The organism is Streptomyces triculaminicus, from assembly GCF_017349075.1.
GTDB classification, from domain to species: domain Bacteria; phylum Actinomycetota; class Actinomycetes; order Streptomycetales; family Streptomycetaceae; genus Streptomyces; species Streptomyces triculaminicus.
This window is the reverse complement of record NZ_JAFMOF010000001.1, coordinates 449,528-475,382: the sequence shown is the minus strand read 5'-3', so window position 1 is coordinate 475,382 and position 25,855 is coordinate 449,528. Positions and strand designations below refer to the sequence as shown.

18 protein-coding genes and 1 pseudogene are annotated in these 25,855 nt (G+C 74.6%); 12 read left to right on the top strand and 7 right to left on the bottom strand.

The window, feature by feature from the left end:
- Nucleotides 1-8 precede the first annotated feature (8 nt).
- From J1792_RS02280 to J1792_RS02255, 6 genes are read left to right on the top strand one after another with little or no spacing between them, the layout of a single operon-like run.
- On the top strand, nucleotides 9-824 hold the full coding sequence (locus tag J1792_RS02280) for a polyprenol monophosphomannose synthase (RefSeq protein ID WP_207246584.1): 816 nt from the start codon (nucleotides 9-11) through the stop codon (nucleotides 822-824).
- Between the two features lie 3 nt (nucleotides 825-827).
- Nucleotides 828-2,345 carry a hypothetical protein gene (locus J1792_RS02275; protein ID WP_307842886.1) on the top strand — a complete coding sequence of 506 codons (1,518 nt, stop codon included), beginning with the start codon at nucleotides 828-830 and terminating at the stop codon, nucleotides 2,343-2,345.
- Nucleotides 2,342-3,448 carry a glycosyltransferase 87 family protein gene (locus J1792_RS02270; protein ID WP_207246583.1) on the top strand — a complete coding sequence of 369 codons (1,107 nt, stop codon included), beginning with the start codon at nucleotides 2,342-2,344 and terminating at the stop codon, nucleotides 3,446-3,448. Before J1792_RS02275 ends, J1792_RS02270 begins: the two co-directional genes overlap by 4 nt.
- Entirely contained in the window at nucleotides 3,448-3,606 is a 159-nt protein-coding gene (locus tag J1792_RS02265) for a hypothetical protein (RefSeq protein ID WP_207246582.1), read from the top strand. The genes J1792_RS02270 and J1792_RS02265 overlap by 1 nt, the downstream gene beginning before the upstream one ends.
- A 9-nt stretch (nucleotides 3,607-3,615) precedes the next feature.
- Nucleotides 3,616-6,471, top strand: a complete 2,856-nt coding sequence (locus J1792_RS02260) for a bifunctional glycosyltransferase/CDP-glycerol:glycerophosphate glycerophosphotransferase (RefSeq protein ID WP_207246581.1) — start codon at nucleotides 3,616-3,618, stop codon at nucleotides 6,469-6,471.
- The gene (locus J1792_RS02255) at nucleotides 6,468-7,613 is read left to right on the top strand and encodes a glycosyltransferase (RefSeq protein ID WP_207246580.1); all 1,146 of its coding nucleotides are present in this window, start codon (nucleotides 6,468-6,470) and stop codon (nucleotides 7,611-7,613) included. Before J1792_RS02260 ends, J1792_RS02255 begins: the two co-directional genes overlap by 4 nt.
- Nucleotides 7,614-7,708: 95 nt before the next feature.
- Here J1792_RS02255 and J1792_RS02250 read toward each other — a convergent pair whose 3' ends face one another.
- Nucleotides 7,709-9,352 (bottom strand): glycosyltransferase family 2 protein, encoded by a 1,644-nt coding sequence (locus J1792_RS02250; RefSeq protein WP_307842885.1) that lies wholly within the window; start codon nucleotides 9,350-9,352, stop codon nucleotides 7,709-7,711.
- 100 nt (nucleotides 9,353-9,452) lie between these two features.
- On the opposite strand from J1792_RS02250, the gene J1792_RS02245 reads away from it, so the two are divergent.
- Entirely contained in the window at nucleotides 9,453-11,042 is a 1,590-nt protein-coding gene (locus J1792_RS02245) for a glycosyltransferase family 39 protein (protein ID WP_207246578.1), read from the top strand.
- Between the two features lie 21 nt (nucleotides 11,043-11,063).
- Here the strand turns inward: J1792_RS02245 and J1792_RS02240 are convergent, their stop codons facing one another.
- From J1792_RS02240 to J1792_RS35300, 5 genes are all read right to left on the bottom strand, one after another.
- Entirely contained in the window at nucleotides 11,064-11,963 is a 900-nt protein-coding gene (locus J1792_RS02240; RefSeq protein WP_086566062.1) for a carbohydrate ABC transporter permease, read from the bottom strand.
- A complete protein-coding gene (locus tag J1792_RS02235; protein WP_242705026.1) occupies nucleotides 11,960-13,246 on the bottom strand; it encodes a carbohydrate ABC transporter permease in 1,287 nt (428 codons plus the stop codon). The genes J1792_RS02240 and J1792_RS02235 overlap by 4 nt, the downstream gene beginning before the upstream one ends.
- A 76-nt stretch (nucleotides 13,247-13,322) precedes the next feature.
- Nucleotides 13,323-14,744, bottom strand: a complete 1,422-nt coding sequence (locus J1792_RS02230; RefSeq protein WP_086566060.1) for an ABC transporter substrate-binding protein — start codon at nucleotides 14,742-14,744, stop codon at nucleotides 13,323-13,325.
- Between the two features lie 247 nt (nucleotides 14,745-14,991).
- Nucleotides 14,992-17,232, bottom strand: coding sequence for an FtsK/SpoIIIE domain-containing protein (locus J1792_RS02225; protein WP_307842884.1), 2,241 nt, complete (start codon nucleotides 17,230-17,232; stop codon nucleotides 14,992-14,994).
- 152 nt (nucleotides 17,233-17,384) lie between these two features.
- Complete coding sequence (locus J1792_RS35300) at nucleotides 17,385-18,263, bottom strand: FHA domain-containing protein (RefSeq protein ID WP_307842936.1); 879 nt, start codon at nucleotides 18,261-18,263, stop codon at nucleotides 17,385-17,387.
- 473 nt (nucleotides 18,264-18,736) lie between these two features.
- On the opposite strand from J1792_RS35300, the pseudogene J1792_RS02220 reads away from it, so the two are divergent.
- From J1792_RS02220 to J1792_RS02205, 4 genes and pseudogenes are all read left to right on the top strand, one after another.
- Nucleotides 18,737-20,519 (top strand): annotated as a pseudogene (locus J1792_RS02220) (serine/threonine-protein kinase).
- 166 nt (nucleotides 20,520-20,685) lie between these two features.
- Complete coding sequence (locus J1792_RS02215) at nucleotides 20,686-22,059, top strand: serine/threonine-protein kinase (protein WP_207246577.1); 1,374 nt, start codon at nucleotides 20,686-20,688, stop codon at nucleotides 22,057-22,059.
- A 98-nt stretch (nucleotides 22,060-22,157) separates the two neighbouring features.
- Nucleotides 22,158-23,273, top strand: a complete 1,116-nt coding sequence (gene prfB / locus J1792_RS02210) for a peptide chain release factor 2 (RefSeq protein WP_086567839.1) — start codon at nucleotides 22,158-22,160, stop codon at nucleotides 23,271-23,273.
- A 272-nt stretch (nucleotides 23,274-23,545) separates the two neighbouring features.
- Entirely contained in the window at nucleotides 23,546-24,607 is a 1,062-nt protein-coding gene (locus J1792_RS02205) for a hypothetical protein (protein WP_086567840.1), read from the top strand.
- 83 nt (nucleotides 24,608-24,690) lie between these two features.
- Here the strand turns inward: J1792_RS02205 and J1792_RS02200 are convergent, their stop codons facing one another.
- Nucleotides 24,691-24,885 carry a hypothetical protein gene (locus J1792_RS02200; RefSeq protein ID WP_086567842.1) on the bottom strand — a complete coding sequence of 65 codons (195 nt, stop codon included), beginning with the start codon at nucleotides 24,883-24,885 and terminating at the stop codon, nucleotides 24,691-24,693.
- A 271-nt stretch (nucleotides 24,886-25,156) separates the two neighbouring features.
- On the opposite strand from J1792_RS02200, the gene ftsE reads away from it, so the two are divergent.
- Nucleotides 25,157-25,846, top strand: coding sequence for a cell division ATP-binding protein FtsE (gene ftsE / locus J1792_RS02195; protein ID WP_086567844.1), 690 nt, complete (start codon nucleotides 25,157-25,159; stop codon nucleotides 25,844-25,846).
- Nucleotides 25,847-25,855 lie beyond the last annotated feature (9 nt).

The window sequence follows — 25,855 nt, the reverse complement described above, 5'->3', positions numbered from 1 at the left end:
CGCTGCCCATGAGCGTTCACCACCGCACCGCCCCCGCGACACCGCTCCCCGCGGAATGGGGCCGCACCCCCCTGACCGTGGTGATGCCGACCTACAACGAGGCGCAGAACCTGCCCACCATGGCCGAGGCGCTGATGGCCCTGCCGCTGCCGGGCCTGAGCCTGCTGGTCGTCGACGACGACAGCCCCGACGGCACCGGCACCATCGCCGAACAGCTGGCCGAGAAGTACAACGAACTCGGCCGCACCCGCATGGGCGTCCTGCACCGCACCACCAAGGACGGCCTCGGCCGCGCCTACGCCGCCGGAATGGGCCGGGCCGTCACCGAGGGCGCCGCCTACGTCCTGCAGATGGACGCCGACGGCAGCCATCCCGCCGACCGGATCGCCGAGATGCTCGGCGTCGCCCTGGCCACCGGCGCGGACGTCGTCGTCGGCAGCCGGTACGTGCCCGGCGGCACGCTCTCCGACGCCTGGGCCACCCACCGCAAGCTGCTCTCGCGCTGGGCCAACGCCTACGCCAGCGGCATCCTCGGCACCCGCGTCCGCGACATCACCGGCGGCTTCAACCTCTGGAGCGCACAGGCGCTGCGCGCCATCGACCTCGCCTCCCTCGACAGCGCCGGCTACAGCTTCCAGGTCGAGATGAAGTACCGCGCGCTGCGGGACGGCTTCACCGTCATGGAGGTGCCGATCCACTTCGAGGACCGTGCCGCCGGGGAGTCGAAGATGAACCTGGCGGTCCAGCTCGAGTCCGTCGCCATGCCCTGGCGGCTGCGCTCGAAGGCGCTGCGCGCGGCGAAGCCCGGCAAGCGCGCCCGCTGACCCGTGACCCGGACCGCCCCACCTCTCGCCGCGCGCGCCGCGCTGTGGCGGTCGGCCGCCGTCGGCGTCGTGCTGCTGACGGTCCTGCTGCTGCTCATGGTGGTGCGGCTGCCGTGGTCCGGCGACCTCGGCATGCACGGGGCGGTCCTCGAGCGGCTGCGCGCCGACCTCGTCCATCCGGGCAACCCCCTGGTGGACGAGGACACCGACAGCCCGTACTACTCGCCCTGGACGGTCTCGCTGGCGCTGGTCGCCACGGCGGGGGGCTGGAGCACCTTCGCGGTGCTGCGGCTGGCCGCCCTGGCCGGCCTCGTCCTGCTGGGCACCGGGACCGCCGCCTTCGTACGGACGTTCAGCCGCCGGCGGGGGGCGGTGCCGCTCGCCCTGCTGTGCGTGCCGCTGCTGTACGGGGTGCGGCTGTTCGCGTGGAGCGGTGTGCCGGGCCTCACCTCTCTCTGTCTGACCCTGGCCTATCCCAGCACCTTCGCCCTCGGGCTCGCCCTCCATCTGTGGGCGCTGCTGCGGCGGGCCCTGGCCCAGGCCTGGGGGCCGGTGGGCTTCCTGGGGCTGGGGGTGCTGCTGGCCGGGGTGCTGCTGTGCCATCAGTTCACGGGAGCGGTCGCGGTGCTGGGCGCTACGGCCGTGCTGCTGGGCGCGCGGCCGGGGCCGGGCACGGCGGTGCGGCGGAGGCTGGCCGCCGGGGCCGCGCTGGCGCTGGCGCTGCTCCTGTGCTGGCCGTACTACCCCTTCCTCGCGCTGGCCGGCGGGGGCGGCCTGGACGCCATCCACCGGCCGCTCTACGGCCATCTGGCGCAGAAGTTCTGCCTGGCGGGGCTGGGCGTGGTGGCGCTGGCGGTGCGGTGGCGGCGCGACCACCGCGATCCGCTCGCTCTGCTGTTCGTCCTGGGCACCGTGGCCTTCGCCGCCGGATGGGTGAGCGGCCACTACGCGTGGGGGCGGGTGCTGCCGGCGGTGCTGATCTCCGCCCAGCTCGCGCTCGCGGTCGAGGTGGCGGAGACGGCCGCGAGCGGCGCCGGCCGACGGCGGTGGGTGCCGGCCGCGGTGACCGGGGCGGCCCTGCTGGCGGGCGCGTGGACGCAGGCCGGCGTGCTGGCGTACGTCCTGCGCGAGGACGCCGTTCCGCCCGGGCTGCGCGACGTGCCGTCCGTCGCCCTCTGGCCGCGGTTCGGCTGGGCGGCGGCGAAGGTGCCCAAGGGCGCGACGGTGATGACCGACGACTACTACGCGCTGCGCACGCTGCCCGCCTACGGCCCGTACACGGTGGCGCCCGCCTACCCCGACGCCTTCCTCCCCGACGAGAAGCGGCGCCGGGAGGCCACCCGGCGCTACTTCACCCCTGCCACCTCCCGGGCCGAACGGCTCGGCATCCTCAAGGAGTACGGCGTGCGATGGGTGCTGCAGAAGAACGGCGGAGCGGGCCTGCCGCCCGGCGATCCGGCGCTGCGGGCGACGGCCCGGGGGCCCGGCGGGTTCGCGCTGCTGGAGGTCGTGGAGCGGTGAGCGCCCCCTCGAACGCTTCCTCGAACGCCTCCTCCGGGCGTCCGGACGGCCTGGGCCGCCTGCTGCGCGCCAGGGCCTCGTGGCCGGTGCTGACGGCCGCGGTGCTGCTGTTCGCGCTGAGCTCGATCCGCCCGTACGCCAAGGACCGCATCGGCATCGACAACGCGGTCGTCGTGCGCGCGGCCCGGGCGTTGCTCGAGGGCGGCTCGCCGTACGCGGACCGGCGGTTCCTGTATCTGCCGGGTGCCGTCTTCGCGGCGCTGCCCCAGACGGTGCTTTCCGAGCGGGTGCTGTTCTACGCCGTTCCGGTGGTGACGGGCGTGCTGGTGGCGGTGGGGGCGGTGCTGGCGCTGCGGATCTTCGGCGTACGGGCCGACAGCCGGCTGGCGGCGGCGGTGGCGGTGGGGATCGCGTTGTTCCTGCCGTTCCACAGCCTGGTCTTCCTGGGCAACTGGACGGCGGCCTCGGTGGTCGCCTTCCCGGCGGCGCTGCTGCTGGCGCGGCGGGGGCGGTGGAGCGCGGCGGGCGCGGTGGTGGGGGCGGCGATCGCGCTCAAGCCGATACTGGTGCCGCTGTTGCTGCTGTTCGTGCTGGCCCGGCGGTGGCGGGCGCTGGGGTGGGCGGTGGGCGTTCTGGTGGGGGTGTCGCTGGCGGCGGCCTCGGCGATGCCCCGGCCCGGGCTGTTCCTCACCCGGACGCTGCCGTTCCTGTTGCATGGGCAGGATGCCTACGCGCGCCCGTACGACGCCGCGTGGCCGTCCGTGCTGCCCCGGCTGGGGGTGCCGCAGTCGCTGGCGTTCGCCCTGGCCGTGCTGGCGGCGGTGGCGGTGCTGTACTGCGCCGGGCTGCGGTGGCGGGGCGGGGGTGAGCCGGGGTCCGGCTGGTGGAGCGGGGCGCTGCTGATGCTGGCGGCGTTCGTGGTGTCGCGGCCGTCGTTCCTCAACTACGCGCTGGTCGTCGTGCCGTCGCTGGTGGCGTCGGTGGTGGTGCGGGGGCGGTGGTGCGGTCGGTGTGGTTCTGGATGCCGCTGGTGCCGCAGTTGGGCGGGGTGCCGTGGCCGGGGCTGGACTCGGCGGAGCGGCACGCGTTCAAGGACATCGTGATGTTCGGCGGCCTGGCGGCGGTGCTGGCGCTGGCGGCCTGGCGGGGAGAAAACCGCGGGCGGATCGAGGGTTTGGTTACTGTGCGTAGCGGTGATTACTCTAAGTATCGACAGTCGGCCACCGCCGACGCCGCCGAGTCGCTGCCCGACCGGAAGTGAGGTGATCGTATGCCCGCCACGGCCGAGCCCCTGCCCCCCGCCGGTGAAGCCTTCCCCGCCGCCGCTGCCGGCACTCCCGACGTCAGCGTCGTGGTGATCGTCTACAACGATGCCCCGAGGCTGCCGCGCGCCGTCCGGTCGGTGCTCGGACAGTCGCTGCGCCACCTCGAGGTGATCGTCGTCGACGACTGCTCGACGGACGCCACGCCGTCCGTCGTGCGGGAGCTGGCCGGCTCCGACCTCCGGGTGCGCGGCCTGCGGCTCGCGTCGAACAGCGGAGGGTGCGGCGCACCGCGCAACGCCGGCATCGCCGCGGCCCGGGCGCCCTATGTGATGTTCCTCGACAGCGACGACGAACTCCCCTACCACTCCTGCAAATCGCTGCTGCTGGCCGCCGAGGAGACCGGCGCCGACTTCGTGACCGGCGAAGTCACCCGCCTTTTCGAGGAGACCGGAACCACGGGCCTGTGGTACCCCGAACTCTTCGAGGACGTCCGCGTCGTCGAGGGCGTCCGCGCGGCCCCCGAGTACTTCACGGACAGCCTCTCCACCAACAAGCTCTACCGCGCCGACTTCATCGACCGGCACGGCCTGCGCTTCCCCGAAGACCTGCACTACGAGGACCAGCTGTTCACCGCCAAGGCCTTCACCCTGGCGCGCGCCTTCGCGGTGGTGCCCTGGCCCGTCTACACCTGGCGGCTCGCCGGCGACCCAGCGGCCGGGCCGTCCATCTCCTCCAGCCGGCACAAGATCCAGAACGTGGCGGACCGCATCCGGGCGGCCCGGCTCGTCGACGACTTCCTGGAGGAGACGGGCAACGCCGACCTGAGGCCGGCCAAGGACGCGAAGTTCCTGAGGCACGACCTCCGTCTCCACCTGGGCGACCTGCCCTTCCGCGACCCGCGGTGGACCGAGGAGTTCGCCGCCACCGTCGCCCCCTATCTGGCCGGCATTCCGGCCGAGGCCTTCGAGGCCCTCCCGCGCGAACAGCGGATCTGCCAGTACCTGCTGACGCGGGGACGGCTCGAGGAGGCCGCCGAATGCGCGCGCACCCTCGACCGCCCCCGGCTCGCCCCGCGCCACGTTGTGGTGGACGACACCGGACGCACCTTCTGGGGCCGGACACCGCCCGAGGACGCGCGAGCCGCCGCCGCGCTGGACATCAGCGCGTGGCGGCTCGGCGAGCAGCCGTTCACCACCGGCCCGCTGCGGCACGAGGTGACCGCGCTCGAGCGGGCCGGCGCCCGGCTGCGGATCGCCGTCAGCACGTACGACCCGGCCCGGCTGCTGGCCGGCCGGGTGCCGGTCACGGCCGAGCTGCGCGTCGCCGCCGCCGGCGAGCCGCTCGCGGTGCCCTTCCGGTACGCCCCCACGCAGGACCCTCCCGGCGCGGAGCGGGGACCGGCGGTGCGGACCGCCGACGTCGAGCTCGATCTGTCCCAGGTGCCCATGGGGCTCAAGGGATTCCGGGGCCGGCGCCACCCCGTGATCACACTGGACCGGCTGGGGCTGACCCGCACCGACCCGCTGCTGGCCCCCGCCGGCCTGACCCCGCTGCGCGTCCGGGCGGGAAGGCACGAGATCCGGGCGGCGTGCGAGGGGCGGGGCGCGGGCCGGCTCGAGCTCACCTGGGAGCGTGCGGGCGCCCTGGGCCGCGCCGAGGCCGCCGCGCCCCACCTGACCCCCGTCAGCCGCGGCGCCCGCCGGCTGACCCGCAGGATGACCGGCCCCCGCGCCAAGGCCCTGGCCTACCACGAGCTGCAGAAGCTCCCCATCGACGACGAACTCGTCGTCTTCGAGGCCCTGGAGGGCCGCGGCTACGCCGACAGCCCCCGCTACATCCACGAAGAACTGTGCCGGCGCGGCCTCCCGCTGCGCGCCGTGTGGTCGTACACGGGCAGCCCCTCCTCCTACCCGGACGGCGTGGAGCTGATCAGACGGGGCAGCTGGGAGTACGTCCGTACGGTCGCCCGCGCGCGGTACTGGGTGGACTCGCACGGCTTCCCGGCGCTCTTCGCCAAGCGGCCCGGCACCCGCTATCTGCAGACCTGGCACGGCCAGGCGTTCAAGCACATGGGGTTCGACATCCCCGAGCTGCGCCTCGCCGCCCCGGAACGGCGCCGGCAGCACCGCGAGATGGTGAACCGCTGGGACGCGCTGATCGCCCCCAGTGAGGAGTTCGAGCGCACCTTCGTGCGCGCCAACGAGTACAGCGGCAAGCTGCTGCGCACCGGCCTGCCCCGCAACGACGTGCTCGTGCGGTGGAACGACCCCGAGCAGCGCGACCGCGCCGCCGCCACCCGCGAGCGGCTGCAGATCCCGGACGGGCGCGCGGTGCTGCTGTACGCCCCCACCTTCCGCGACGGGGCGCGCGGCAGCGGGGAGTCGGTGCGGGTGGACCTGGCGGAGCTGGCCCGGGAGGTCGGCGACGCGTGGACGGTCGTGGTCCGCCCGCATTACTACGAACGCTTCACGGTGCCCCGCGAGCTGGGGCACGCGGTGCGCGACGGCCGCGAGTTCACCGACCTCAACGACCTGATGCTCGCCTCCGACGCGCTGCTGACGGACTACTCGTCGGTGATGTTCGACTACGCCAACCTCGGCCGCCCCATCCTGCTCTACGCCGACGACTACGAGAACTACCGCTCCGTCTCGCGCGGCACGTACTACGACCTGGCGGACATCGCCCCCGGGCCGATGCTCTCCACGACCGGCGAACTGGCCGCGGCGCTGAAGGACCTGAAGGCGGTGCGCGAGCAGTGGGCGGGGGCCCACGCCGCGTTCCAGGAGAGGTTCAACCCGCTGGAGACCGGGCGGGCGAGCAAGGCCGTGGTCGACCTGTTCTTCGAGGGGAGCTCCCGATGAGCCGCCGCGACCTCCTCCTCGTGGGCATCGACGTCGACTCCATGGGCGGCTCCCAGCGGGTGCTGCACACCCTCGCCCAGGGATTCGCCGAGCGCGGCCACGCCGTCGAGCTGATCGGCATCCGGCCGAGCCTCGAACCGCACACCTACGTCGCCGACCCGGCGTACCGCCGCACCACGCTCTACCGCACACCGGCGCCCTCGCCCTGGCAGGCCGCCTCGCTCTCCGAGCGGCTGAACCCGGCACGGCTGCGTGAGGCCCACGCCGAACGAACCGAGCGCGACCGCGCCCGGCGGCGGCTGGTCCGGCGCTTCGCGGCGGCGCGGGAGGGCCATGTCGTCATCGGCTCGCCCTGGGCGGCGGTCTGGCTCGAGGCCGTGCCCCGGCCGCCGGGGCTGCGGGCCATCGGCCAGTATCACGAGTCCTTCCTGCAGGCCCGCTCGTCCGTCAACCTCCAGCTGATCCTGCGCCACTACCCGGAGCTGGAGAAGGCGCTGTTCCTCAGCGAGGCGGACGCGGCGGAGTTCCGCCGCCGGAGGCTGCCGAACGCCGGGGTGATGCCCAACCCGCTGCCGTTCACCCCCCTCGCGCCCGCGCCCCTGGACACCCGGCGCGTCGGCGCGGTCGGCCGCCTCGATCCCGTCAAGCGCCTGGACCGGCTGATCGACGCCTTCGCCACGGCCTGCGCCGGACACGACGGGTGGGAGCTGCACCTCTTCGGCGACGGCCCGCTCGAGCCGGAGCTGCGGGAGAGGGCCGTCCGGCGCGGGATCGGCGACCGGGTGCGCTTTCGGGGCAGCGTCCGCGACATGGCCGCCGCCTACCGCGAGCTGTCCGTCCTGGCCCTCACCAGTGAACGCGAGGGGCGCCCCATGGCCCTGGCCGAGGCCTCCGCGGCGGGGGTGCCCTGCGTCGGCTTCGACCTGTCCGGCGGCGTACGCGAGCTCGTCGCGCACGGCCGCACGGGCACGCTCGTCCCGCACGGCGACACGGCGGCGTTCGCCGTGGCGCTGGAGGAGCTGATGGCCGACGGCGCGCTGCGCGAGCGCTACGGGCGGGCAGCGCGCGAGCACGTCGCGCCGCTGGCGCTCCCGGCGGTGCTGGACCGGTGGGAGGCGCTGTTCGAGGAGATCGACCGGTGAGGCGGGAGAAGCGGGTGAAGGGGGCGAGGCCGGCGGTGTGCGCGCGGTGCGGGGTGGCCGTGCCGGCGCGAGGTGCCGCCGACCCGGGGCGTGTCCTACCAGGGCGTGCTCTGACGGACCCGGCGGCGCAGCCTGCGCAGGGCGACGCCGGTGGCGCACCGCACGCCGGGCGCGAGCCGCAGGGCGAGCGATCCCCCGCCGGTGGCGTAGGGCTGTGCCAGCAGCAGTCCGTGCCGGGCGCTGGGCAGCGCGACCGGCCGCATGTCGTCGCCGGCCGCCCGCACGGCGGCCCGCAGGATGCCGCCGTGGGTGCAGTGGATGCGCACGCGGATGTCCCAGGCCTGCGGGGCGTCGGCGGGGCGCCGGCCCCGCCGCGCCAGCTCGGCGAGGTCGAGGTTCAGCTCCGCTCCCCACATGGAGTCGTCGGCGGCCAGCGGGACGGTGTGTTCGAGGACGGCCTTGCCGTCCCTGAGCCGGAGTTCGATGTCGACGGTGTGCGGGCGGGCCGCCGTCAGGCGCCCGTAGAGGTCGTGGACGCACAGGCGCAGCTCGGTGCGGGCGCCCGTCCGTGGGCGCAGCTCGGCGTCCACGGTGACCGGCAGCCGGCGGGCGGGTTTGGCGCCGGAGCCGGTGAGGCCGTCGAGGAGGACCTGCGGCAGGTCCGTCGCCCAGACCGCCCGGCCCGCCACTTCGGCGTACGGAGGGAGCAGCCGGGCGGGGCGGGCGGCGAGCTGGGCGAGGCGGTCCAGGTCGCGGGGCGTCGCCGTGGCCAGCACGACCCGGGCGATCCAGCGCGCCGGGGCGCGGGCGGCGCACAGGTCGGCCTCGTCGTAGGAGGCCAGGCAGTCGCGGGCCACGCGCCACCAGGCGCGGCGGTAGCCGGGCCCGTGGCCGGGCAGCTCCCGGACGTACATGCGCAGGTCGTGGTCGAGGAACTTCACCCGCGCGGCGTGGGCCAGCGGTGCGCTGCCGGCCTCGCGGAAGACCTCCACGCTGTGCTGGTGGGCGCGGACGCGGGCCTGCCAGTTGGAGACGCGCTCACGGTCGAGGGAGATCGACGGGCGGTCCGCGTCCCGCCGCACGTGCCAGATGTAGACGGTGTCGGGGACGGTCGCCACCCGGGGGGCGGCCGCCAGGACCCGGGCGGTGAAGACGAAGTCCTCGTAGCGGAAGGCCCCTTCGGGGAAGGCGATGCCGTGCCCGGCGAGGAAGGCGCGGGCGTAGAGCTTGTTGACGCAGAGGGTGTCGCGCAGCAGCGCCGGGTGCCGCTCGGGGCAGTCGTGGACGGCGGGCCGCCGGTAGAGGGGGGCCTGCCAGGGGGTGTCGCGCCGCCGGGGGAGCTCCCGGCGCACGCACAGCCCGGCCGCCACGGCGGCGTCGTGCCGCAGCGCCGCGTCCAGGAGCGCGGCGGCCGCGCCGTGGGGCAGGACGTCGTCGCTGTCCAGGAACATCACATAGGGGGCGGTGGCCGCGCGGACGCCGTCGTTGCGGGGGGTGCCGCAGCCGCCGCTGTTGACGGGGCGGTGGATGACCCTCAGGCGTGGCTCGCCGGCGGCGATGCGGTCCAGGACGGCGCGGGTGCGGTCGGTGGAGGCGTCGTTCACGGCGATGACCTCGGCGACGGCCGGGCCCTGGGCGAGGGCGGAGCGTACGGCGTGACCGATGTGCGCGGCGTCGTTGTAGCCGATGACGATCACGCCGACCCGTGCGGTGAGGATTCCGCTCCCGTTCACTGTCACAAAACACAGTCTTATCGAATAAGTAGTGTCAATCAGGGCATTCTGCTCGTCCGCGTGGCCGGACGGGCCGTCGAAGGACCGGCGCAGGGGAGGGGCGCGCATGGTGAGGGAACGGGAACACGAACGGACGCGGGAACGGGAGAACGAACGGGAGGACGAACGGGCGTGGGAGCGGCCCGCGACGGCCGCGGCGGCGCGACGGGGGTGGGCCGGAGCCGCGCCGCTCGCGACCGTCGTACCGGCCGCCGTCATGCTCGTCCTCGGCCTGTGGGGGCTGGACCGGGGCACCATGTGGCGGGACGAGGCGGCCACCCTCCAGGTGGCGCGCCGCTCGCTGCCGGAGATCCGGCGCCTGCTCGAGGACGTCGACGCCGTCCACGGCCTGTACTACCTGCTGATGCACCCTCTGGCGGCCCTGGGCGCGGGGGAGACGACGCTGCGGCTGCCGTCCGTGGTGGCGGCCGCGGCCACCGCCGCTCTGGTCGCCGCCCTCGGCCGCCGCCTGGCCCGGCCCCGGGTGGGCCTGTGGGCGGGACTGCTGTACGCGGTCACCCCGTTCGTCAGCCACTACGCCCAGGAGGGCCGCTCGTACGCCCTGGTCGCGGCGGGGGCCGCGCTGGCCACCTGCCTGCTGATACGGGCCGTCGAAGGGACGCCGGGGGAGGACGGCGGGCCGCCCCGGTACGGGCGCTGGGCCGGTTACGGCGCGGTGGTCGCGGTCACGGCGCTGCTCCACGAGTTCGCCGTCCTGCTGCTGGCCGCCCACGCCGTGACCCTGCTGGTCTCCCGGGTTCCCGGGCGGGTGTGGCGCGGCTGGGGCTGCGCGGCGGTGGCCGCCTGCGGGCTGCTGGCGCCGCTGGCCGTGCTCTCGCGCCGGCAGAGCGAACAGGTCTCGTGGATCCGCACCCCGGGCTACGAACAGGCCAGGGCGCTGCTGTACGCCTTCGCGGGGCCCGGCGAGGCCGTCGTGGTGGTCACGCTGCTCCTGGCGGCCGTCGCGATCGTCGCCCCCCTGCCCCGCAAGGGGCCGCTCGGGCTGACCGCGGTGGCCCTGCCCCTGGTCCTCGTCCCGCCCGTGCTGCTCTACGCCGCGTCCCAGCGGCAGCCGCTCTTCCTCGACCGCTATCTGCTCTTCTGCCTCGCCGGGCTGCCGCTGCTCGCCGCCGCCGGCGCCGAGCGGCTGCTCGGCCTCCTGCCGTGGCGGCGGGTGGCGACGGCGGCAGGCGTCGCGGCCATCGTCCTGGCCTTCGTCTGGCAGCTGCCCTTCCACGAACGGGAGCGGCTGCCGGGCAGCCGGGGCGACGAGCTCGCCCGCGTCGCCTCCGCGGTCGGCCGCGTGGCCCGGCCGGGGGACGCGGTGCTGTTCCTCCCGCTGCACGAGCGCCGGATATCCCTGGCTTACCCGCGCGACTTCACCGGGCTGCGCGACCTCACGCTCAAGAGGACGCCCGCCGCCTCCGGCACCCTCTTCGGGAAGGAGGTCGGGACGGACGAGCTGAGGGCCCGGCTGCGGGGGCTGCCCGCGCGGCAGCGGGTGTGGGTGGTGGCCGATACGACCACCGTGGGCACGCCGTGGTTCCGCGCCCAGCGCGAGGAGTTCGCCAAGACGACCGCGCTGGGCGCGCTGTACCGGGAGGAGTCCACCGTGTTCGTGCGCGGCGGCGCCGTGTCGCTCTACATGCGCCGCTAGCAGGGGCGGTGGGCCGCCGGTTCACTTGACGGCGCCGGCCATCACCCCGCTCACGAACTGGCGCTGGAAGGCGAAGAAGACGCCGAGCGGCACGATCATCGACAGGAACGCGCCCGAGGCGAGGATGTCGACGTTGTCGCCGAACTGACGGACCTGCTGCTGCAGGGCGACGGTGATCGGCGGGTTGCCACTGTCCGCGAAGATCAGCGCGACCAGCATGTCGTTCCACACCCACAGGAACTGGAAGATGCCCAGCGAGGCGATGGCCGGTCCGCCCAGCGGCAGCACCACCCGGGTGAACAGCCGCAGCTCGCCCGCCCCGTCCAGCCGGGCCGCCTCCAGCAGCTCGCGCGGTATCTCCGCGAAGAAGTTGCGCAGCAGGAACACCGCGAAGGGCAGGCCGAAGGCGGTGTGGAAGAGGACGACGCCCACCGTGGACTCGAAGATGCCCAGGGTGTTGAAGAGCTTGGCCACCGGAATGAGGGCGACCTGGACGGGCACCACCAGCAGCCCCACGACCACCATGAACCACCAGTCCCGGCCGGGGAAGTCCAGCCAGGCGAAGGCGTATCCCGCGAGCGCGCCGATCAGGATCACGAGCGCGGTCGCCGGAACGGTGATCAGGGCGGTGGTCAGCAGGGAATGCATGACCTTGTCGTTGGCGAAGAGGGTGTTGTAGCTCTCCGTCGTGAGCTGGGCCGGGTGGGCGAAGACCTGCCACCAGCCCGACGCCGCGATGTCCGACTTGTCGCGGAGCGAGGAGAGCAGCAGCCCCACCGTGGGCATCAGCCAGAACAGCCCCACCACGACGAGGAAGACCCGCAGCAGGCCGCCGCCAAGCCGGGCGGCTATGCGGGCCGGCAGCGACTGCTCGGCCCGTACGACCGTGTTCGCGGTCGGGGTGACGCGCGTGGTGCTCATCGCCGGCCCTCCTTCTCCCTGCGGATCCGCCGGACGTTGACGACCACCACCGGCAGGACGAGCAGCAGCAGGAAGACGGCGATGGCGCTGCCCACGCCCTGGTTGACGTTCGTGCCGAAGGAGGACTGGTAGAGCTGCAGGGCCAGCACGTTGGCGTTGTCGAGGCTGGAGCCGGGGGCGATGATGTAGACGAGGTCGAAGATCTTCAGCACATTGATCATGAGCGTGACGACCACGACCGCCAGCACCGGCGCCAGCAGCGGCACGGTCACCCGCCGGAAGACCTGCCACTCGTTCGCGCCGTCCACCCGCGCCGCCTCCAGCAGTTCCCGGGGCACGCCCGCCAGGCCCGCCGCGATGAGGACCATGGCGAAGCCCGCCCACATCCAGATGTAGGCGCCGATGATGGACGGCGTCACCAGGGTGGGCCCCAGCCAGTCCACCCCGTTGTAGGCGGTGGCGAAGTTCGCGGCGGGCAGCCGCAGCCGGGCGCCGTCCGCCGCCGGGGGCAGCGTGAAGGTCCCGTCCGGGTCGGTCGTGGCCGAGGCCACCGTGCGGCCGTCCTTGACGGCCTCCACCGTCACCCCCGCGAGCGCCTTCTCGCCCGCGTCGATCTTCCCGGCGGTACCGCCGCCGCCCCGGGTGAAGTCCATCCACACGGTGCCGGTGACCTTGCCCGCCACGTCCCGCGCGGGGATCGCCTCCTTCGCGCCGCCGACGTCCTCCGGCTTCACGGCCACCAGCGGCAGCGCGACGGCCGTGCCCGCCCGCACCACGCCCCGGGTGGTGTACGAACCGCCGTCGCTCGCCGCCAGCTCGCCCGCCGGCCGGGGCCGTGCCCCCGGGTAGGGCGCGGGGGCCGCGAACGTGTCGTGGATGCCGACCCAGACCGCGTTGGCGACGCCGCGGTCCGGGTTCTGCTCGTACACCAGCCGGAATATGATGCCGGCGGCGAGCATCGAGATGGCCATGGGCATGAAGACGACCAGCTTGAACGCCGTGCCCCAGCGCACCCGTTCGGTGAGCACGGCGAAGATCAGGCCCAGGGCGGTGGCCACGGCCGGCGCCACGACGACCCAGACGACGTTGTTCTTCAGGGCCGTGCGGATCCGGTCGTCGGTGAAGACCTCCTGGTAATTGTCGACGCCGACGAAGCCGTCGCCGGAGGCGTCGAAGAGGCTGCGGTAGACGGAGTAGCCGATGGGGTAGACGACGAGGGCGCCGAGCAGGGCCAGCGCGGGCAGCAGGAAGCAGGCGGCGATCCACGGGCGCGTGCCGAGCACGCTCCGGGTCCTGGCCGCCGGGCGCTTCCCGGCCGCGGGCGGGGGAGCGGTCGCGGAGGTCACGGCGGTGGCCCCGTCAGCCCGTGAAGGCCTTGGCCGCGTCGGTCTCCAGCCGTTGCTGGGTGCCCTCCACGTCCTTGGGGTTGCGCAGGAAGTCCTGCAGCTGCTTCCACTCGCCCTGCCCCGGCTTGCCGCCGAACGCGGCGGGAGCCTGGTCGGACATGTCGAAGCGGAAGTCGTCGCCCGCCGCCACCACCGCCTTGGCGATGGAACCCATCACCTGGTCGGGGTAGACGGTCAGCGGCAGGTTCTTGTTCGGCGAGACGAAGCCGCCGTCCTTCGCCCAGATCCCCGCCGCGTCCGGGGAGGCCAGGAAGGTCAGCAGCGCCTGGGCGGCCTGCCCGTCCTTCAGCGCCACGCCCACGTCCCCGCCGGTCACCACCGGGGAGCGGCTGCCCACGGCGGGGAAGGGGAAGACCTTGGCGTCCGTACCGATCTTCGCCTTGGTGCCGGCGATGGTGGCGACGGAGAAGTCGCCCTCGAAGACCATGGCGGCCTTCGCCTTCTCCCCGCCGCTGAAGGTCTGGCTGACCGAGGCGGGGAACTGCGTCTGCAGCGCGCCGTCGTTGCCGCCCGCCAGCAGCTGCTTCGTGCCGAAGAGCTGGGCCAGCGTCGTCAGCGCGTCCTTCACGGACGGATCCGTCCACTTGATCTTGTGCTGGGTGAGCTGGTCGTACTTCTCCCGGCCCGCCTGCGAGAGGTAGACGTTCTCGAACCAGTCGGTGAGCGTCCAGCCGTCCGCGCCGCCGACCGAGACCGGCGCGACGCCGTAGTCGGCGATGGCCTGTGCGGTGCGCAGGAATTCCTGCCAGTTCTTCGGCTCCTTGGCGCCCGCCGCCTCGAAGATCTTGGTGTTGTACCAGACGAGGGACTTGTTCGCGGCCTTGAAGTACACGCCGTACTGCTTGCCCTCGGAAGCGCCCAGGTCGCGCCAGCCCTTGGCGTAGTTCTTCTCCAGCTGGGCGTTGGCCTCGGCGCCGAGCGGCTTGAGCCAGCCCTTCTTCGCGAATTCCCGCAGCACGCCCGGCTGCTGCAGTATGGCGACGTCCGGCGGATCGCCGCCCGCGACCTTCGAGCCGATGAACGCCGACATGTCGTCACCGCTCGGCACGAACGAGACCTCCGCGCCGGTGCGCTTGGCGAACTCGTCCAGCACCTTGGTGAAGCTCTTCTGCTCGGCGCCGGTCCACACGGCGGTCACCTTGAGCTTCTGGCCGTCGAGCTTGGGGAGCTGGACGGTGTGGGGGATGACGTCGGACTTGCCGGGAACCGGTTCGCCGCTCGCGCCGCCCTTCTTCCCGCCGTCATCGCCGCCGCAGCCGGCCGCGGTGAGCGCCAGGCCCCCCGCCACGACCAGGGAGAGCGCGCCGCGTATGGCGCGGGTGGATGGTGTTGCGGTCGGTGATGCGGTCGGTGATGTGCGTGTCGCCCTGCGCATGGCCCGTACCTCCCGTGCCCGGTCCCCGTTGGCGGCCGCGCCGTGCGTTGTCCCTGCATACGGCCGCACTCCCGTGCGACAGTCCTACGCCCGGTGTCAGGTCACCGCAATACCGTCTCGGGGGTTAACGAGCCGATCGTGACCGGGATGTGACGCGCTGCCAGATGGGCGACGGCAGCGCGGTCACGACGGCGGCGCGGTCACGGCGACGGCGGGGGCGACGACAGCCGGGGCGACGGCGGCGCGGTCACAGCAACGGCGGGGCGGCCTGCGCGGCCGCGGACTGGGCCGCCCGCTGCAGGGCGCTGGCCAGCAGGGCCAGATCGGTCGGTCCGTTGCCCAGCTCGCGCAACGGGCGCCGGGTGGGCGGGTCGCCCATGCGCTGCCAGTCCAGCGGGACCACCGTCGGCCGCTGTGTGGCCGTGCGCGGGATGCGGCCGGTGACCCGGCCCGCCTGGAAGGGGATGGTCGCGGCGTCGTCGGGGCGCTGCAGCCGGCCCCGGCCGGGGGCCGGTTCGCCCGCTCCCGTGCCGTCCGGCTCCGCGGCGGAGGCGTCGGCCGGCGCGATCTCCAGCGTCGCCCGCAGCCCGGCCCGTTCGACCGCCGCCGTGTCGGCCGTACGGTCCGGGCGGCCGGACGCGACGATCAGGTGGACGCCCAGCCGCTCGCCGTCACGGGCCACGGACTCCAGCGCCCGGACCACCGAACCGGCCGCCGGCCGGCCCGTGGCACCCAGGGCGGGGGCGACCAGGGCGTCGAAGTCGTCGACGAGGACGACCAGGCGCGGCAGCGCGGTCTCGGCCGTGCGGGCCGGACCGCCGCGCTGGGTGCGCAGCTTCAGGGTGCCGGTGGAGGGCGTCTCGAGGTCGCCGGAGGAGGGCTCCACCGGGCGGCGGGGAGCCACCACCGACGGCGCGGACGCCGCGGTGTCGCGCTCGTGCCAGCCGGAGAAGTCGAGCGTGCCCAGCAGCTCGGCGCGGCGCTTGAGCTCCGAGCTCAGCGCCTGGGCGAACTCCCGCATCCGCACCGGGTCGGAGGCGGCGAGATAGGTGGAGACGTGCGGCAGGTCCGTGCAGACCCGCAGCCCCTCGCCGCGCTCGGCGGCCGCCCCGTCGACGAGGACCAGCGAGAGCCGGTCGGGCCGGTCGGCGGCGGCCAGCGACGCGGCGAGCGAGCGCAGCAGCTCGGTCTTGCCGCTGCCGCGTCCGCCGTGCACCACCAGATGCGGGCCGTCCGCCGCCAGGTCGACCGTGAGCGGCCCGTGCGGCCCGGCGCCCAGCACGGCGACGGCCCGGCCCCCGGGGCGGGCGCCCCGGTCGGTCGCGGCCGCCCAGCGGGCGGTCAGCGAGGCGGGGGTGGCGCGGGCGAGCCCCAGCTCGTCCAGCAGGCGCGCGGTGCGCGGCAGGGCCGCCGCGATGCGCGAGCCCTGCAACGCCCCGGCCGTGTCCGCGAGCCGCAGGGGGGCCATCGCCCGGGCGAAGCGCTCGGCCCAGGCGGCGGAGACGGCGTCGAGCGCGGCGATGGCCGGCCGCCCGGCGGCGCCCTCGGCACCGCCGGTGTTCCGGTCCGTGGCGGGCCGCTGGGCCGGCTGCCCCTGGCCGCCGGCGACCGGGGCCGCCTCCGGGGCTTGGCGGATGACCTGGACGACCGTGGCCACGTCGCCGCTGAGCAGGGCGACGGCGCCGCAGTGCGGGAAGGCGGGCGAGGCCGCCGCGGCCGTCTTCAGGGTCGCCGACACCGGGGAGGAGGGCGTGGTGGCCGGGGCGTCCGCCAGGCACAGCAGGTGGATGCCGGCCGCCGGGCCGGCCACGGCCAGCCGGGCGACCGTCTCGCGCAGGCCCGCCGAGCCGGGGTCGCCGTCCACGATCAGCACGGTGTACGGGCCGCGGTGGCGTCCCGCGGCCGCGGCGACGACCTCGGGGGACGCGCCCGGCCAGCTGGTGCCCAGGGGGCCGTCGTCCAGGCGGCGCACCAGCTCGGCCGTGCGGGCCTCGGCCTGCTCGCGGTCGTAGGCCAGCAGCAGACGGCAGTCCTGCCCGTGCGCGGGCCGCGCGTGCGGCAGCCAGCCCAGCCAGGACCACTCCGCCAGCCGCTCCTCGGCGGGGCGTGCGCGGTCGGCGCTGATGAGGACGTACTCGAGCGCGGCGGGCGCGTGCAGCGCGGCGAGCTGGGCGAGCACGGACCGGGCCAGTCCGGACAGCCGTGCCCGGGGACCGGCCAGGCCCAGCGACCCGGCCTGGCGCAGGCCGACCGTGACCGGCACGGACGGCAGCGGGCCGCCGCCGTCGGGGCGGTAGCGGTCGGCGGTGCCCAGCCGCACGGTCAGCAGGTCGGGGTGGTCCGGGCCGCGCTCCCACAGCCGCGGTCCCGGGCCGAGGGCGGTCAGCAGGACGGTCGCCGGGTCCGGCCAGCGCTCGCGCAGCGCTACCGCGCCGCAGGCGGCGGGACCGCTCGCGGCGGGGTCGTCGCCGGCCGGGCGCTGCTCCACGGCCGGGTCGCCGGGGCGGCGGTCGGCGTCGCGCCCGGTCAGCCCGCCGGTCAGCCGGCGGGCCCAGGCTCCTATGCCGCGGCCGCGCCGCTTGCCGCCGGGCTCGGTGCCCTCGGCCGGCTCGGGACCCGCGGCCGGGGCGGAGGGGGTGCTCAGGTCGGCGTACCCGGCGGCGCTGGTGGTGGCGCCGGCCCCCGCCGGGGCGGGCGCGGTGGCGGGAGGGGCCGGGGGTGGCCCGCGCCGGGGCCGCCGCGCCAGGTGCCCTCGCCGTAGGCCGTGCCCGGCGCACTGTCGCCCCGGTCGGCGCGCGGGGGCGTGCCCGAGGCGCTCTGCGCCGGGGCGGCGTCCGGCGTCGCCCCCACCCGCAGGTGCCCCTCGCCGTCCGGGACCGCCGGCAGGACGCCGGGCCCCGAGCCGTCGGGGGAGCCCGCGCCGTGCAGGCTGAGCGTGGATTCGCCGACCCGCAGCAGGGCGCCCGCCGGCAGCGGCACGGGCTCGCCGTCCACGGCCTCGCCGTCGAGCAGTGTGCCGTTGGTGGAGCCCATGTCGTGCAGGGTGACGGTGCCGTCGTCGGCGAGGGTCACCGCGCAGTGCAGGCGGGAGACGTCGGGGTCGTCCAGGGGGATGTCGGCGGAGCTCGAGCGGCCGACGCGGACCTCGCCGCCGTGCAGCAGGTGGACGCCGCCGGCGTCCGGGCCGGAGACCACGTGCAGCCGGGCGGCCGCCTCCGGGACGCCGGAGTGGAGCACGCCCGCGTGCCGCTCGGGGTCGGCGGGGGCGCCCAGCGAGAGCACCGCGCCGTCCGTGAGCGGTGGCTCGCCCAGCGCGCAGCGCTGTGGGTCGAGGCGCTCGCCGCCGGCGTGGACCACGACGGCACCGCTGCCGAGGTCGGAGCCGGCCGCCGCGACGGCGGTCGCGAGGCCACTCGCCACGGCCGCCAGGGCGGTCCCCGTGGGGGCGGTCACGAGCACATCGCAGGCGCACGTGGTGTGGCCGCTGAGCGGCCCGAGGACGGTCAGCCGGATCTGCATCGCCGTCAACGGTCCCTTCCTGCCCCGGGTGTGCGGCGGGGCCGGAACTGAAGCCACCCCCACCGCGCACGGGCGCGTCGGCACGTACAGGTCACCACGTTCGCGCGGGGTCTCCCGCTCCCTCCCCGCCGCATCCGTGCTGCGAGCATCCTCGCACCTGCCGCCGACGACGCGCCCGGCGAGAGCCGATTCGTGATCTTGAACGACCATCCGAGTATGGGAAAGCTCGCAGCCCACGGTCGCCCTTGGCTGATTTCTTTAACCGCTTGTCCGCTCTCGACCTATTTCTTGCCGTTATTTACGAGAGCCTCCGCCGCGCGGCAACCATCCGCCCGCGCCCCGCGTCTATCCCACAAGCCCCACCGGATTCGCCGGACGGACGGTCCGGGAGGCGGCACTACAGTGGGCGCGAAGCCGAACACCTCGGAGAGCTTGGATCACAGAGCTCGCATCACGACCAGGGAGCGCATGACGTGCGGCCGGTAGGCAGCAAATACCTGCTCGAGGAGCCGCTCGGACGCGGGGCCACGGGCACCGTCTGGCGAGCACGCCAGCGCGAGTCGGCCGGAGCCGAGGCGGCGGTGGCCGGGCAGCCCGGCGAGACCGTCGCGATCAAGGTCCTCAAGGAGGAGCTGGCCAACGACGCGGACGTCGTGATGCGCTTCCTGCGCGAGCGGTCCGTCCTGCTCCGGCTCACCCACCCGAACATCGTCCGCACCCGCGACCTGGTGGTCGAGGGCGACCTGCTCGCGCTCGTCATGGACCTCGTCGACGGCCCGGACCTGCACCGCTACCTCCGCGAGAACGGCCCCTTCACCCCGGTCGCCGCCGCGCTGCTGACCGCGCAGATCGCCGACGCCCTCGCCGCCAGCCACGCCGACGGCATCGTCCACCGCGACCTGAAGCCCGCCAACGTCCTGCTGAAGAACGACGGCGGCCAGATGCACCCGATGCTCACCGACTTCGGCATCGCGCGCCTGGCCGACTCGCCCGGCCTCACCCGCACCCACGAGTTCGTCGGCACCCCGGCCTACGTCGCGCCGGAGTCCGCCGAGGGCCGCCCGCAGACCTCCGCCGTCGACATCTACGGCGCCGGCATCCTGCTGTACGAGCTGGTCACCGGCCGTCCGCCGTTCGCGGGCGCGACCGCGCTGGAGGTGCTCCACCAGCACCTGAGCGCCGAGCCGCGCCGTCCCACGACGGTCCCCGAGCCGCTGTGGACGGTCATAGAGCGCTGCCTGAGCAAGCGGCCCGAGGAGCGGCCGTCCGCCGAGAACCTCGCCCGCGCCCTGCGCGTGGTCGCCGCGGGCGTCGGCGTCCACGCCTCCCCCGCGCAGGCCGAGGCCGCCCTCGGCGTCGGCGCGCTGCTCGCCCCGGACCCCGAGCCCGCCCAGGTGCCCGGCACGGGCCTGGGCGCCGCTCCGGCGGCCGGCTCCGGCGACGCCGACCCCACGCAGATGCTGCCGCCCGTCGCCCCCGGCTCGTACGACCCGAACGCCGCGACGAGCGTGATGAACAGCACCGGCCACGGCGCCGGCCCCAACGCCGACCCCACGCAGGTGCTGCCCGCGGGCCCCGGCGCGTACGGCGGCGGGGACCCCACGCGCGCCATGCCGCCCGTGCCCCCGGGCCCGCCGCAGGGCCGCCCGGACCAGCAGCAGGGCGACAGCCCGCACCCGTGGCAGACCCAGATGCGCGCGGCCCGCGACCGCAACGACCAGACCCAGGTGCAGTACCTCGACCCGAGCGAGGACCCGCTGCGCCGCCGTCCCGCCCGCCGTCCGGGGCCCGCGCCCCAGCAGCCCCAGCAGTACGGGCAGCAGCACGGACAGCAGGGGTACGGGCAGCAGCAGTACCCCGCCCAGGCCCCCAGCCGCAGCCGCGTCCCCAGCAGTACGCGCCGCCGCGCGCCCCGCAGGGTCGCCCGGACCGGCGGCCCCAGCGGCACCACACGCCGCAGCCGCCCCAGCCGCAGCCGTACACCCCGCCGCCGGCCCCGCGCCGGCCCCCGCTCCGCGCCGCGAGCCGCGCCCGCCGCGGCAGCGCAGCGCGAACCCGATGCGGATCCCGGGGCTGGGCTGCCTCAAGGGCTGCCTGTTCATGATCCTGGTGCTGGTCGTGGGCTCCTGGCTGGTGTGGGAGTTCACCCCGCTCAAGGACTGGGTCGCCGACGGCAAGAGCTTCTGGGACGCGACCTGGGACTGGTTCACCGACCTCAAGGACTGGGTCTCGAACGTCGGTTCCGAGGCCAAATAGTCCGTCGTGCCGGACTCCCCATGTCTGTCGATTTGTCGACACCTGACGGGTGTTTTCTGCCGCAGAAGTGGCGGTTGGCGGCGAATCGGAGTCCCCAACGGTGCGTCAGACGCGTAGCTTGGTCGCCAGTGCGTCTGTCGGATGACGGAGGAGTCGGGGAACAGTCTTGGCACGGAAGATCGGCAGCCGGTACACCGCCCACCAGGTCCTGGGACGCGGCAGCGCCGGGACGGTGTGGCTCGGCGAAGGCCCCGAGGGGCCCGTCGCCATCAAGCTCCTGCGCGAGGACCTCGCCTCCGACCAGGAGCTGGTCGGCCGCTTCGTGCAGGAGCGCGCGGCCCTCCTCGGTCTGGACCACCCCCGCGTGGTCGGCGTCCGCGACCTCGTCGTCGACGGCGCCGACCTCGCCCTGGTCATGGACCTGATCCGCGGCACGGACCTGCGCACGCGCCTCGACCGCGAGCGGCGCCTGGCGCCCGAGGCGGCCGTCGCCATCGTGGCCGACGTCGCGGACGCGCTCGCCGCCGCCCACGCGGCCGGGATCATCCACCGCGACGTCAAGCCCGAGAACGTCCTGCTCGACATGCAGGGCCCGCTCGGCCCCGCCGGCGCGCACCCCGCGCTGCTCACCGACTTCGGCATCGCCCGCCTCGTGGACTTCCCGCGTCCGGCCCGCGAGCGGCCCGCGGCCTCCGGCGACACGGCGGGCGGCCGCTCACCGAGCCAGCGCAGCGTCATCGGCACCCCCGACTACCTCGCCCCCGAGATCATCGAGGGCCTGCCGCCGCGCGCCTCCGTCGACGTCTACGCCCTGGCCACCGTCCTCTACGAGCTGCTGGCCGGCTTCACGCCCTTCGGCGGCGGCCACCCGGGCGCGGTGCTGCGCCGGCACGTGACGGAGACCGTGGCGCCGCTGCCCGGCATCCCCGACGAGCTGTGGCAGCTGATCGTCCAGTGCCTGGCCAAGGCGCCCGCCTCCCGGCTGCGCGCCTCGGAGCTCGCCGCCCGCCTGCACGAGATGCTGCCCGGACTGGCCGGCATCCCGCCGCTCGACATCGACGAGCAGCCGGACGAGGAGCCCGAAGCGGCGGGTGCGGAGCGCGAGGGGCCGTACGAGTCCGCAGCGGCCGCGCCCGGCGCCGTGGAGCCGCGTCGGCGCGGCGCCGTCCCGCTGGTGCCCGGCGGCGTCTCCGACTCGTCCCGCGACACGCACACCAGCATGCGCGTCCCCGGCCCCGAGGAGCTCGCGGGCGGCGCCCACGGCACGGCGCGCGCCCCGCGCTCGCCCGGCCAGCCGCGCGCCGGGTCCGCCCGCAACCGGGCCGAGGCCGCGCGGCGGCGCCGGATCAAGCTGGGCGCCGCGGCCGTGGCGCTCGCCGCGGCCGCCGGAGTGGGGGGCTGGTTCGCCACGAGCGGCGGCTCCGACCCCGGGGACGCCAAGCCGGGCGGCAAGCCCGGCGTCCACCGCACCGGCCCCGCCCGGCCCCCGGCCGGGCCCGGCCAGGACCCCGGCCAGGGCTCGGTGGCCCCGCTGCGCTAGGCGTCCGGGCCGTCGCGGGGCCGCCTCCGGGCCCTCCGCGGCGGCCGCCGGACCGCCCTTCGGACCGGGATGTTGCGCGTAGCCGTTAGTCTGGGTGCGTGGCAGTCGTTGACGTATCCGAAGAGCTGAAGTCCCTCTCCTCGACCATGGGGTCGATCGAGGCCGTCCTGGACCTCGACAGGATGAGGGCCGATGTCGCCGTGCTCGAGGAGCAGGCGGCGGCCCCGTCGCTGTGGGACGACCCCGCCGCGGCGCAGAAGATCACCAGCCAGCTGTCGCACCTGCAGGCCGAGGTCCGCAAGGCGGAGACCCTGCGCGGCCGCATCGACGACCTCGCCGTGCTCTTCGAGCTCGCCGAGGCCGAGGACGACGCGGACACCCTCGCCGAGGCCGAGGCCGAGATGGCGTCGGTCCGCAAGGCGCTGGACGAGATGGAGGTCCGCACCCTCCTGTCCGGCGAGTACGACTCCCGCGAGGCGCTGGTCAACATCCGCGCCGAGGCCGGCGGCGTCGACGCCTCCGACTTCGCCGAGCGCCTGCAGCGCATGTACCTGCGCTGGGCCGAGCGCCACGGCTACAAGACCGAGATCTACGAGACCTCGTACGCCGAAGAGGCCGGCATCAAGTCGACCACCTTCGCCGTCCAGGTCCCGTACGCCTACGGCACGCTCTCCGTCGAGCAGGGCACGCACCGCCTGGTGCGCATCTCGCCCTTCGACAACCAGGGCCGCCGCCAGACGTCCTTCGCCGGCGTCGAGGTGCTCCCGGTCGTCGAGCAGACCGACCACGTCGAGATCGACGAGTCGGACCTGCGCGTGGACGTCTACCGCTCCTCCGGCCCCGGCGGCCAGGGCGTCAACACGACCGACTCCGCGGTCCGCCTGACGCACCTCCCCACCGGTATCGTCGTCTCCTGCCAGAACGAGCGCTCGCAGATCCAGAACAAGGCGACCGCGATGAACGTCCTCCAGGCCAAGCTCCTCGAGCGTCAGCGCCAGGAGGAGCGCGCCAAGATGGACGCCCTCAAGGGCGACGGCGGCAGCTCCTGGGGCAACCAGATGCGTTCGTACGTCCTGCACCCGTACCAGATGGTCAAGGACCTGCGTACCGAGTTCGAGGTCGGCAACCCGCAGTCCGTGCTCGACGGCGAGATCGACGGCTTCCTGGAGGCCGGCATCCGCTGGCGCAAGCAGCAGGAGCAGACGGCGAAGTAAATCTTCGCGTAAAGCTCTGCGTAAACCTCACCCGACAACTGCGAACAACCCCCAACGCAGCGGGACATACCCGCCCGTAACTTCCTTGACGCTGCCCGGAAAACTGGGAAGGCTGACGGGCGGCATGCGATCACTGGGGCGCGTGTGGCGGGGGGCGAGCGGCCCGGCCGGTACGACAGTCGTACGGCCGGTCAGTCACGCCGCCCCCAGGACGCCACCGCCCCGTGGAGAGCTGCTCCAATGACGAGATCGGCTACTGGGGGTAGCAGCAGATGACGAACAGGACGCGACTGCGTGTCGCGCGAATAGCCGCGGGCGCGATGATCGCCGCGGGCGCCTCCCTGACGGCCGCGGGTGCGGCCTCGGCCGCCGGTGTCGACGTCGAGGTCGGCGGCGTCGGCGTGAAGGCCCACGTGGGCGTCCGCGCCCCCGACGGCGACCCGACCACGGGTCCGACCGAGATCCCGCAGCCCCCGACCTCCGGGGGCTCCACTTCCGGCGGTTCGACCAGCGGTGGCTCCACTGGTGGTGACCCGTCGACCAGCGGCGGCTCCACGAGCGGTGGCTCGACCAGCGGTGGCTCCACCGGTGGTGACCCGACGACCTCCGGCGGCTCCACCTCCGGCGGTTCGACCAGCGGTGGCTCCACTGGTGGTGACCCGTCGACCAGCGGCGGCTCCACGAGCGGTGGCTCCACCGGTGGTGACCCGACGACCTCCGGCGGCTCCACCTCCGGCGGTTCGACCAGCGGTGGCTCCACCGGTGGTGACCCGACGACCTCCGGCGGCTCCACCAGCGGCGGTTCCACCTCGGGTGGTTCCACCAGTGGCGGCTCCACCTCCGGCGGTTCCACCTCGGGTGGCTCGACCAGCGGTGGTTCGACCTCCGGCGGCTCGACGAGCGGCGGCTCCACCAGCGGCGGTTCCACCTCCGGTGGCTCGACCTCCGGTGGTTCCACCAGCGGCGGCTCCACCGGCGGCGACGACGACCACAGCGGCTCCTCCGCCACCGGCGGCAGCGGCTCGACCGGCGGCAGCGGCGACGACGCCCACACCTGCCCCGTGGACACCGACGGCAACTGCAACACCGGCACCGACAGCGCCGGCTCGCGGCCCGTGGACCAGGGCAAGGACAAGGAGGAGCTCGCCCAGGTCGGCCAGCCCAGCCAGGGCGGCTCGTCCGGTTCCTCCGACTCCGCCGCGCCGTCCGGCGAGCTGGCCCAGACCGGTGCCGGTCAGACGACCTTCCTGCTGGCCGGCGCCGCGACGATGATCGCGGGTGGCATCGGCTTCCGGATGCTGCCGCGCCTGATCAACCGCGGTACCGCCGCCTGACGGCCGTACCCCCTGGTGACACGATCGAGGCCCGGAGCGCTGTCGCGCTCCGGGCCTCGATGGCTCATGTCCGCGTCGGGGCGTCACCCGGCGAAGCCGCGGGCGAGCACGGCCACCGCGACGAGCGCCACCAGCAGCGCTATCAGCGCGGCCGGCGTCAGCCCGCCGAAGACGCCTTCCTGGTGCTGCAGCCGCTCACGGCTGGCCCGGCACACAGGGCACCTGCCCTCGGCGACGGGGGCCGCGCAGTTGGCGCACACCAGTCGGTCGCATGTCATGCGAATTCCTCCTCCGGTACGTCCAACGCGCGAGAAAGCCGAGCGGTTCCCCTTACCACTGTGCCAGCTTTCCCGCCGTTCGGCGCGGGCGGTCCCCCAAACCACGGGATGGGGGCCGAATGTCCGGGACTTTGTCCCCGATGGGGCGGTCGTCGGCGTCAACGCCGGATGCCCACTGCGCGTGCACGAGCGGTTCGGTAGGGTCACGCACACCGACGGACGCCGTACGAGGCGGCGTCCGTGCCGCTACGAGGCGACGCGTGGTGCACTTGTGATCCGATTCGACAACGTCTCCAAGTCCTACCCGAAGCAGAACCGGCCGGCTCTCCGGGACGTCTCGCTCGAGATCGAGAAGGGCGAGTTCGTCTTCCTGGTCGGTTCCTCGGGTTCCGGGAAGTCCACGTTCCTGCGCCTGCTGCTGCGCGAGGAACGCGCCACCCACGGCCAGGTCCATGTGCTGGGCAAGGATCTCGCCCGGCTGTCGCACTGGAAAGTGCCCCACATGCGCCGCCAGTTGGGCACCGTCTTCCAGGACTTCAGGCTGTTGCCCAACAAGACCGTCGGCCAGAACGTCGCCTTCGCCCTGGAGGTCATCGGCAAGCCGCGCGGGGAGATCCGCAAGTCCGTGCCGCAGGTCCTGGAGCTGGTGGGGCTCGGCGGCAAGGAGGAGCGGATGCCCGGCGAGCTCTCCGGCGGCGAGCAGCAGCGGGTCGCGATCGCCCGCGCGTTCGTCAACCGCCCGCTGCTGCTGATCGCCGACGAGCCGACCGGAAACCTGGACCCCCAGACGTCCGTCGGCATCATGAAGCTGCTGGACCGGATCAACCGCACCGGGACCACGGTGATCATGGCCACCCACGACCAGCAGATCGTCGACCAGATGCGCAAGCGCGTCATCGAGCTCGAAGAGGGCCGTCTCGTACGTGACCAGGCGCGCGGCGTCTACGGCTACCAGCACTGAACCGTCCAG

Coding starts and splice junctions, on each gene's coding strand:
- J1792_RS02280 (WP_207246584.1), top strand. CDS start 9: ATGAGCGTTCACCACCGCACCGCCCCCGCGACACCGCTCCCCGCGGAA.
- J1792_RS02265 (WP_207246582.1), top strand. CDS start 3,448: ATGTTCGGCGGCCTGGCGGCGGTGCTGGCGCTGGCGGCCTGGCGGGGA.
- J1792_RS02260 (WP_207246581.1), top strand. CDS start 3,616: ATGCCCGCCACGGCCGAGCCCCTGCCCCCCGCCGGTGAAGCCTTCCCC.
- J1792_RS02255 (WP_207246580.1), top strand. CDS start 6,468: ATGAGCCGCCGCGACCTCCTCCTCGTGGGCATCGACGTCGACTCCATG.
- J1792_RS02245 (WP_207246578.1), top strand. CDS start 9,453: ATGGTGAGGGAACGGGAACACGAACGGACGCGGGAACGGGAGAACGAA.
- J1792_RS02240 (WP_086566062.1), bottom strand. CDS start 11,963: ATGAGCACCACGCGCGTCACCCCGACCGCGAACACGGTCGTACGGGCC.
- J1792_RS02230 (WP_086566060.1), bottom strand. CDS start 14,744: ATGCGCAGGGCGACACGCACATCACCGACCGCATCACCGACCGCAACA.
- J1792_RS35300 (WP_307842936.1), bottom strand. CDS start 18,263: ATGCAGATCCGGCTGACCGTCCTCGGGCCGCTCAGCGGCCACACCACG.
- J1792_RS02205 (WP_086567840.1), top strand. CDS start 23,546: ATGACGAACAGGACGCGACTGCGTGTCGCGCGAATAGCCGCGGGCGCG.
- J1792_RS02200 (WP_086567842.1), bottom strand. CDS start 24,885: ATGACATGCGACCGACTGGTGTGCGCCAACTGCGCGGCCCCCGTCGCC.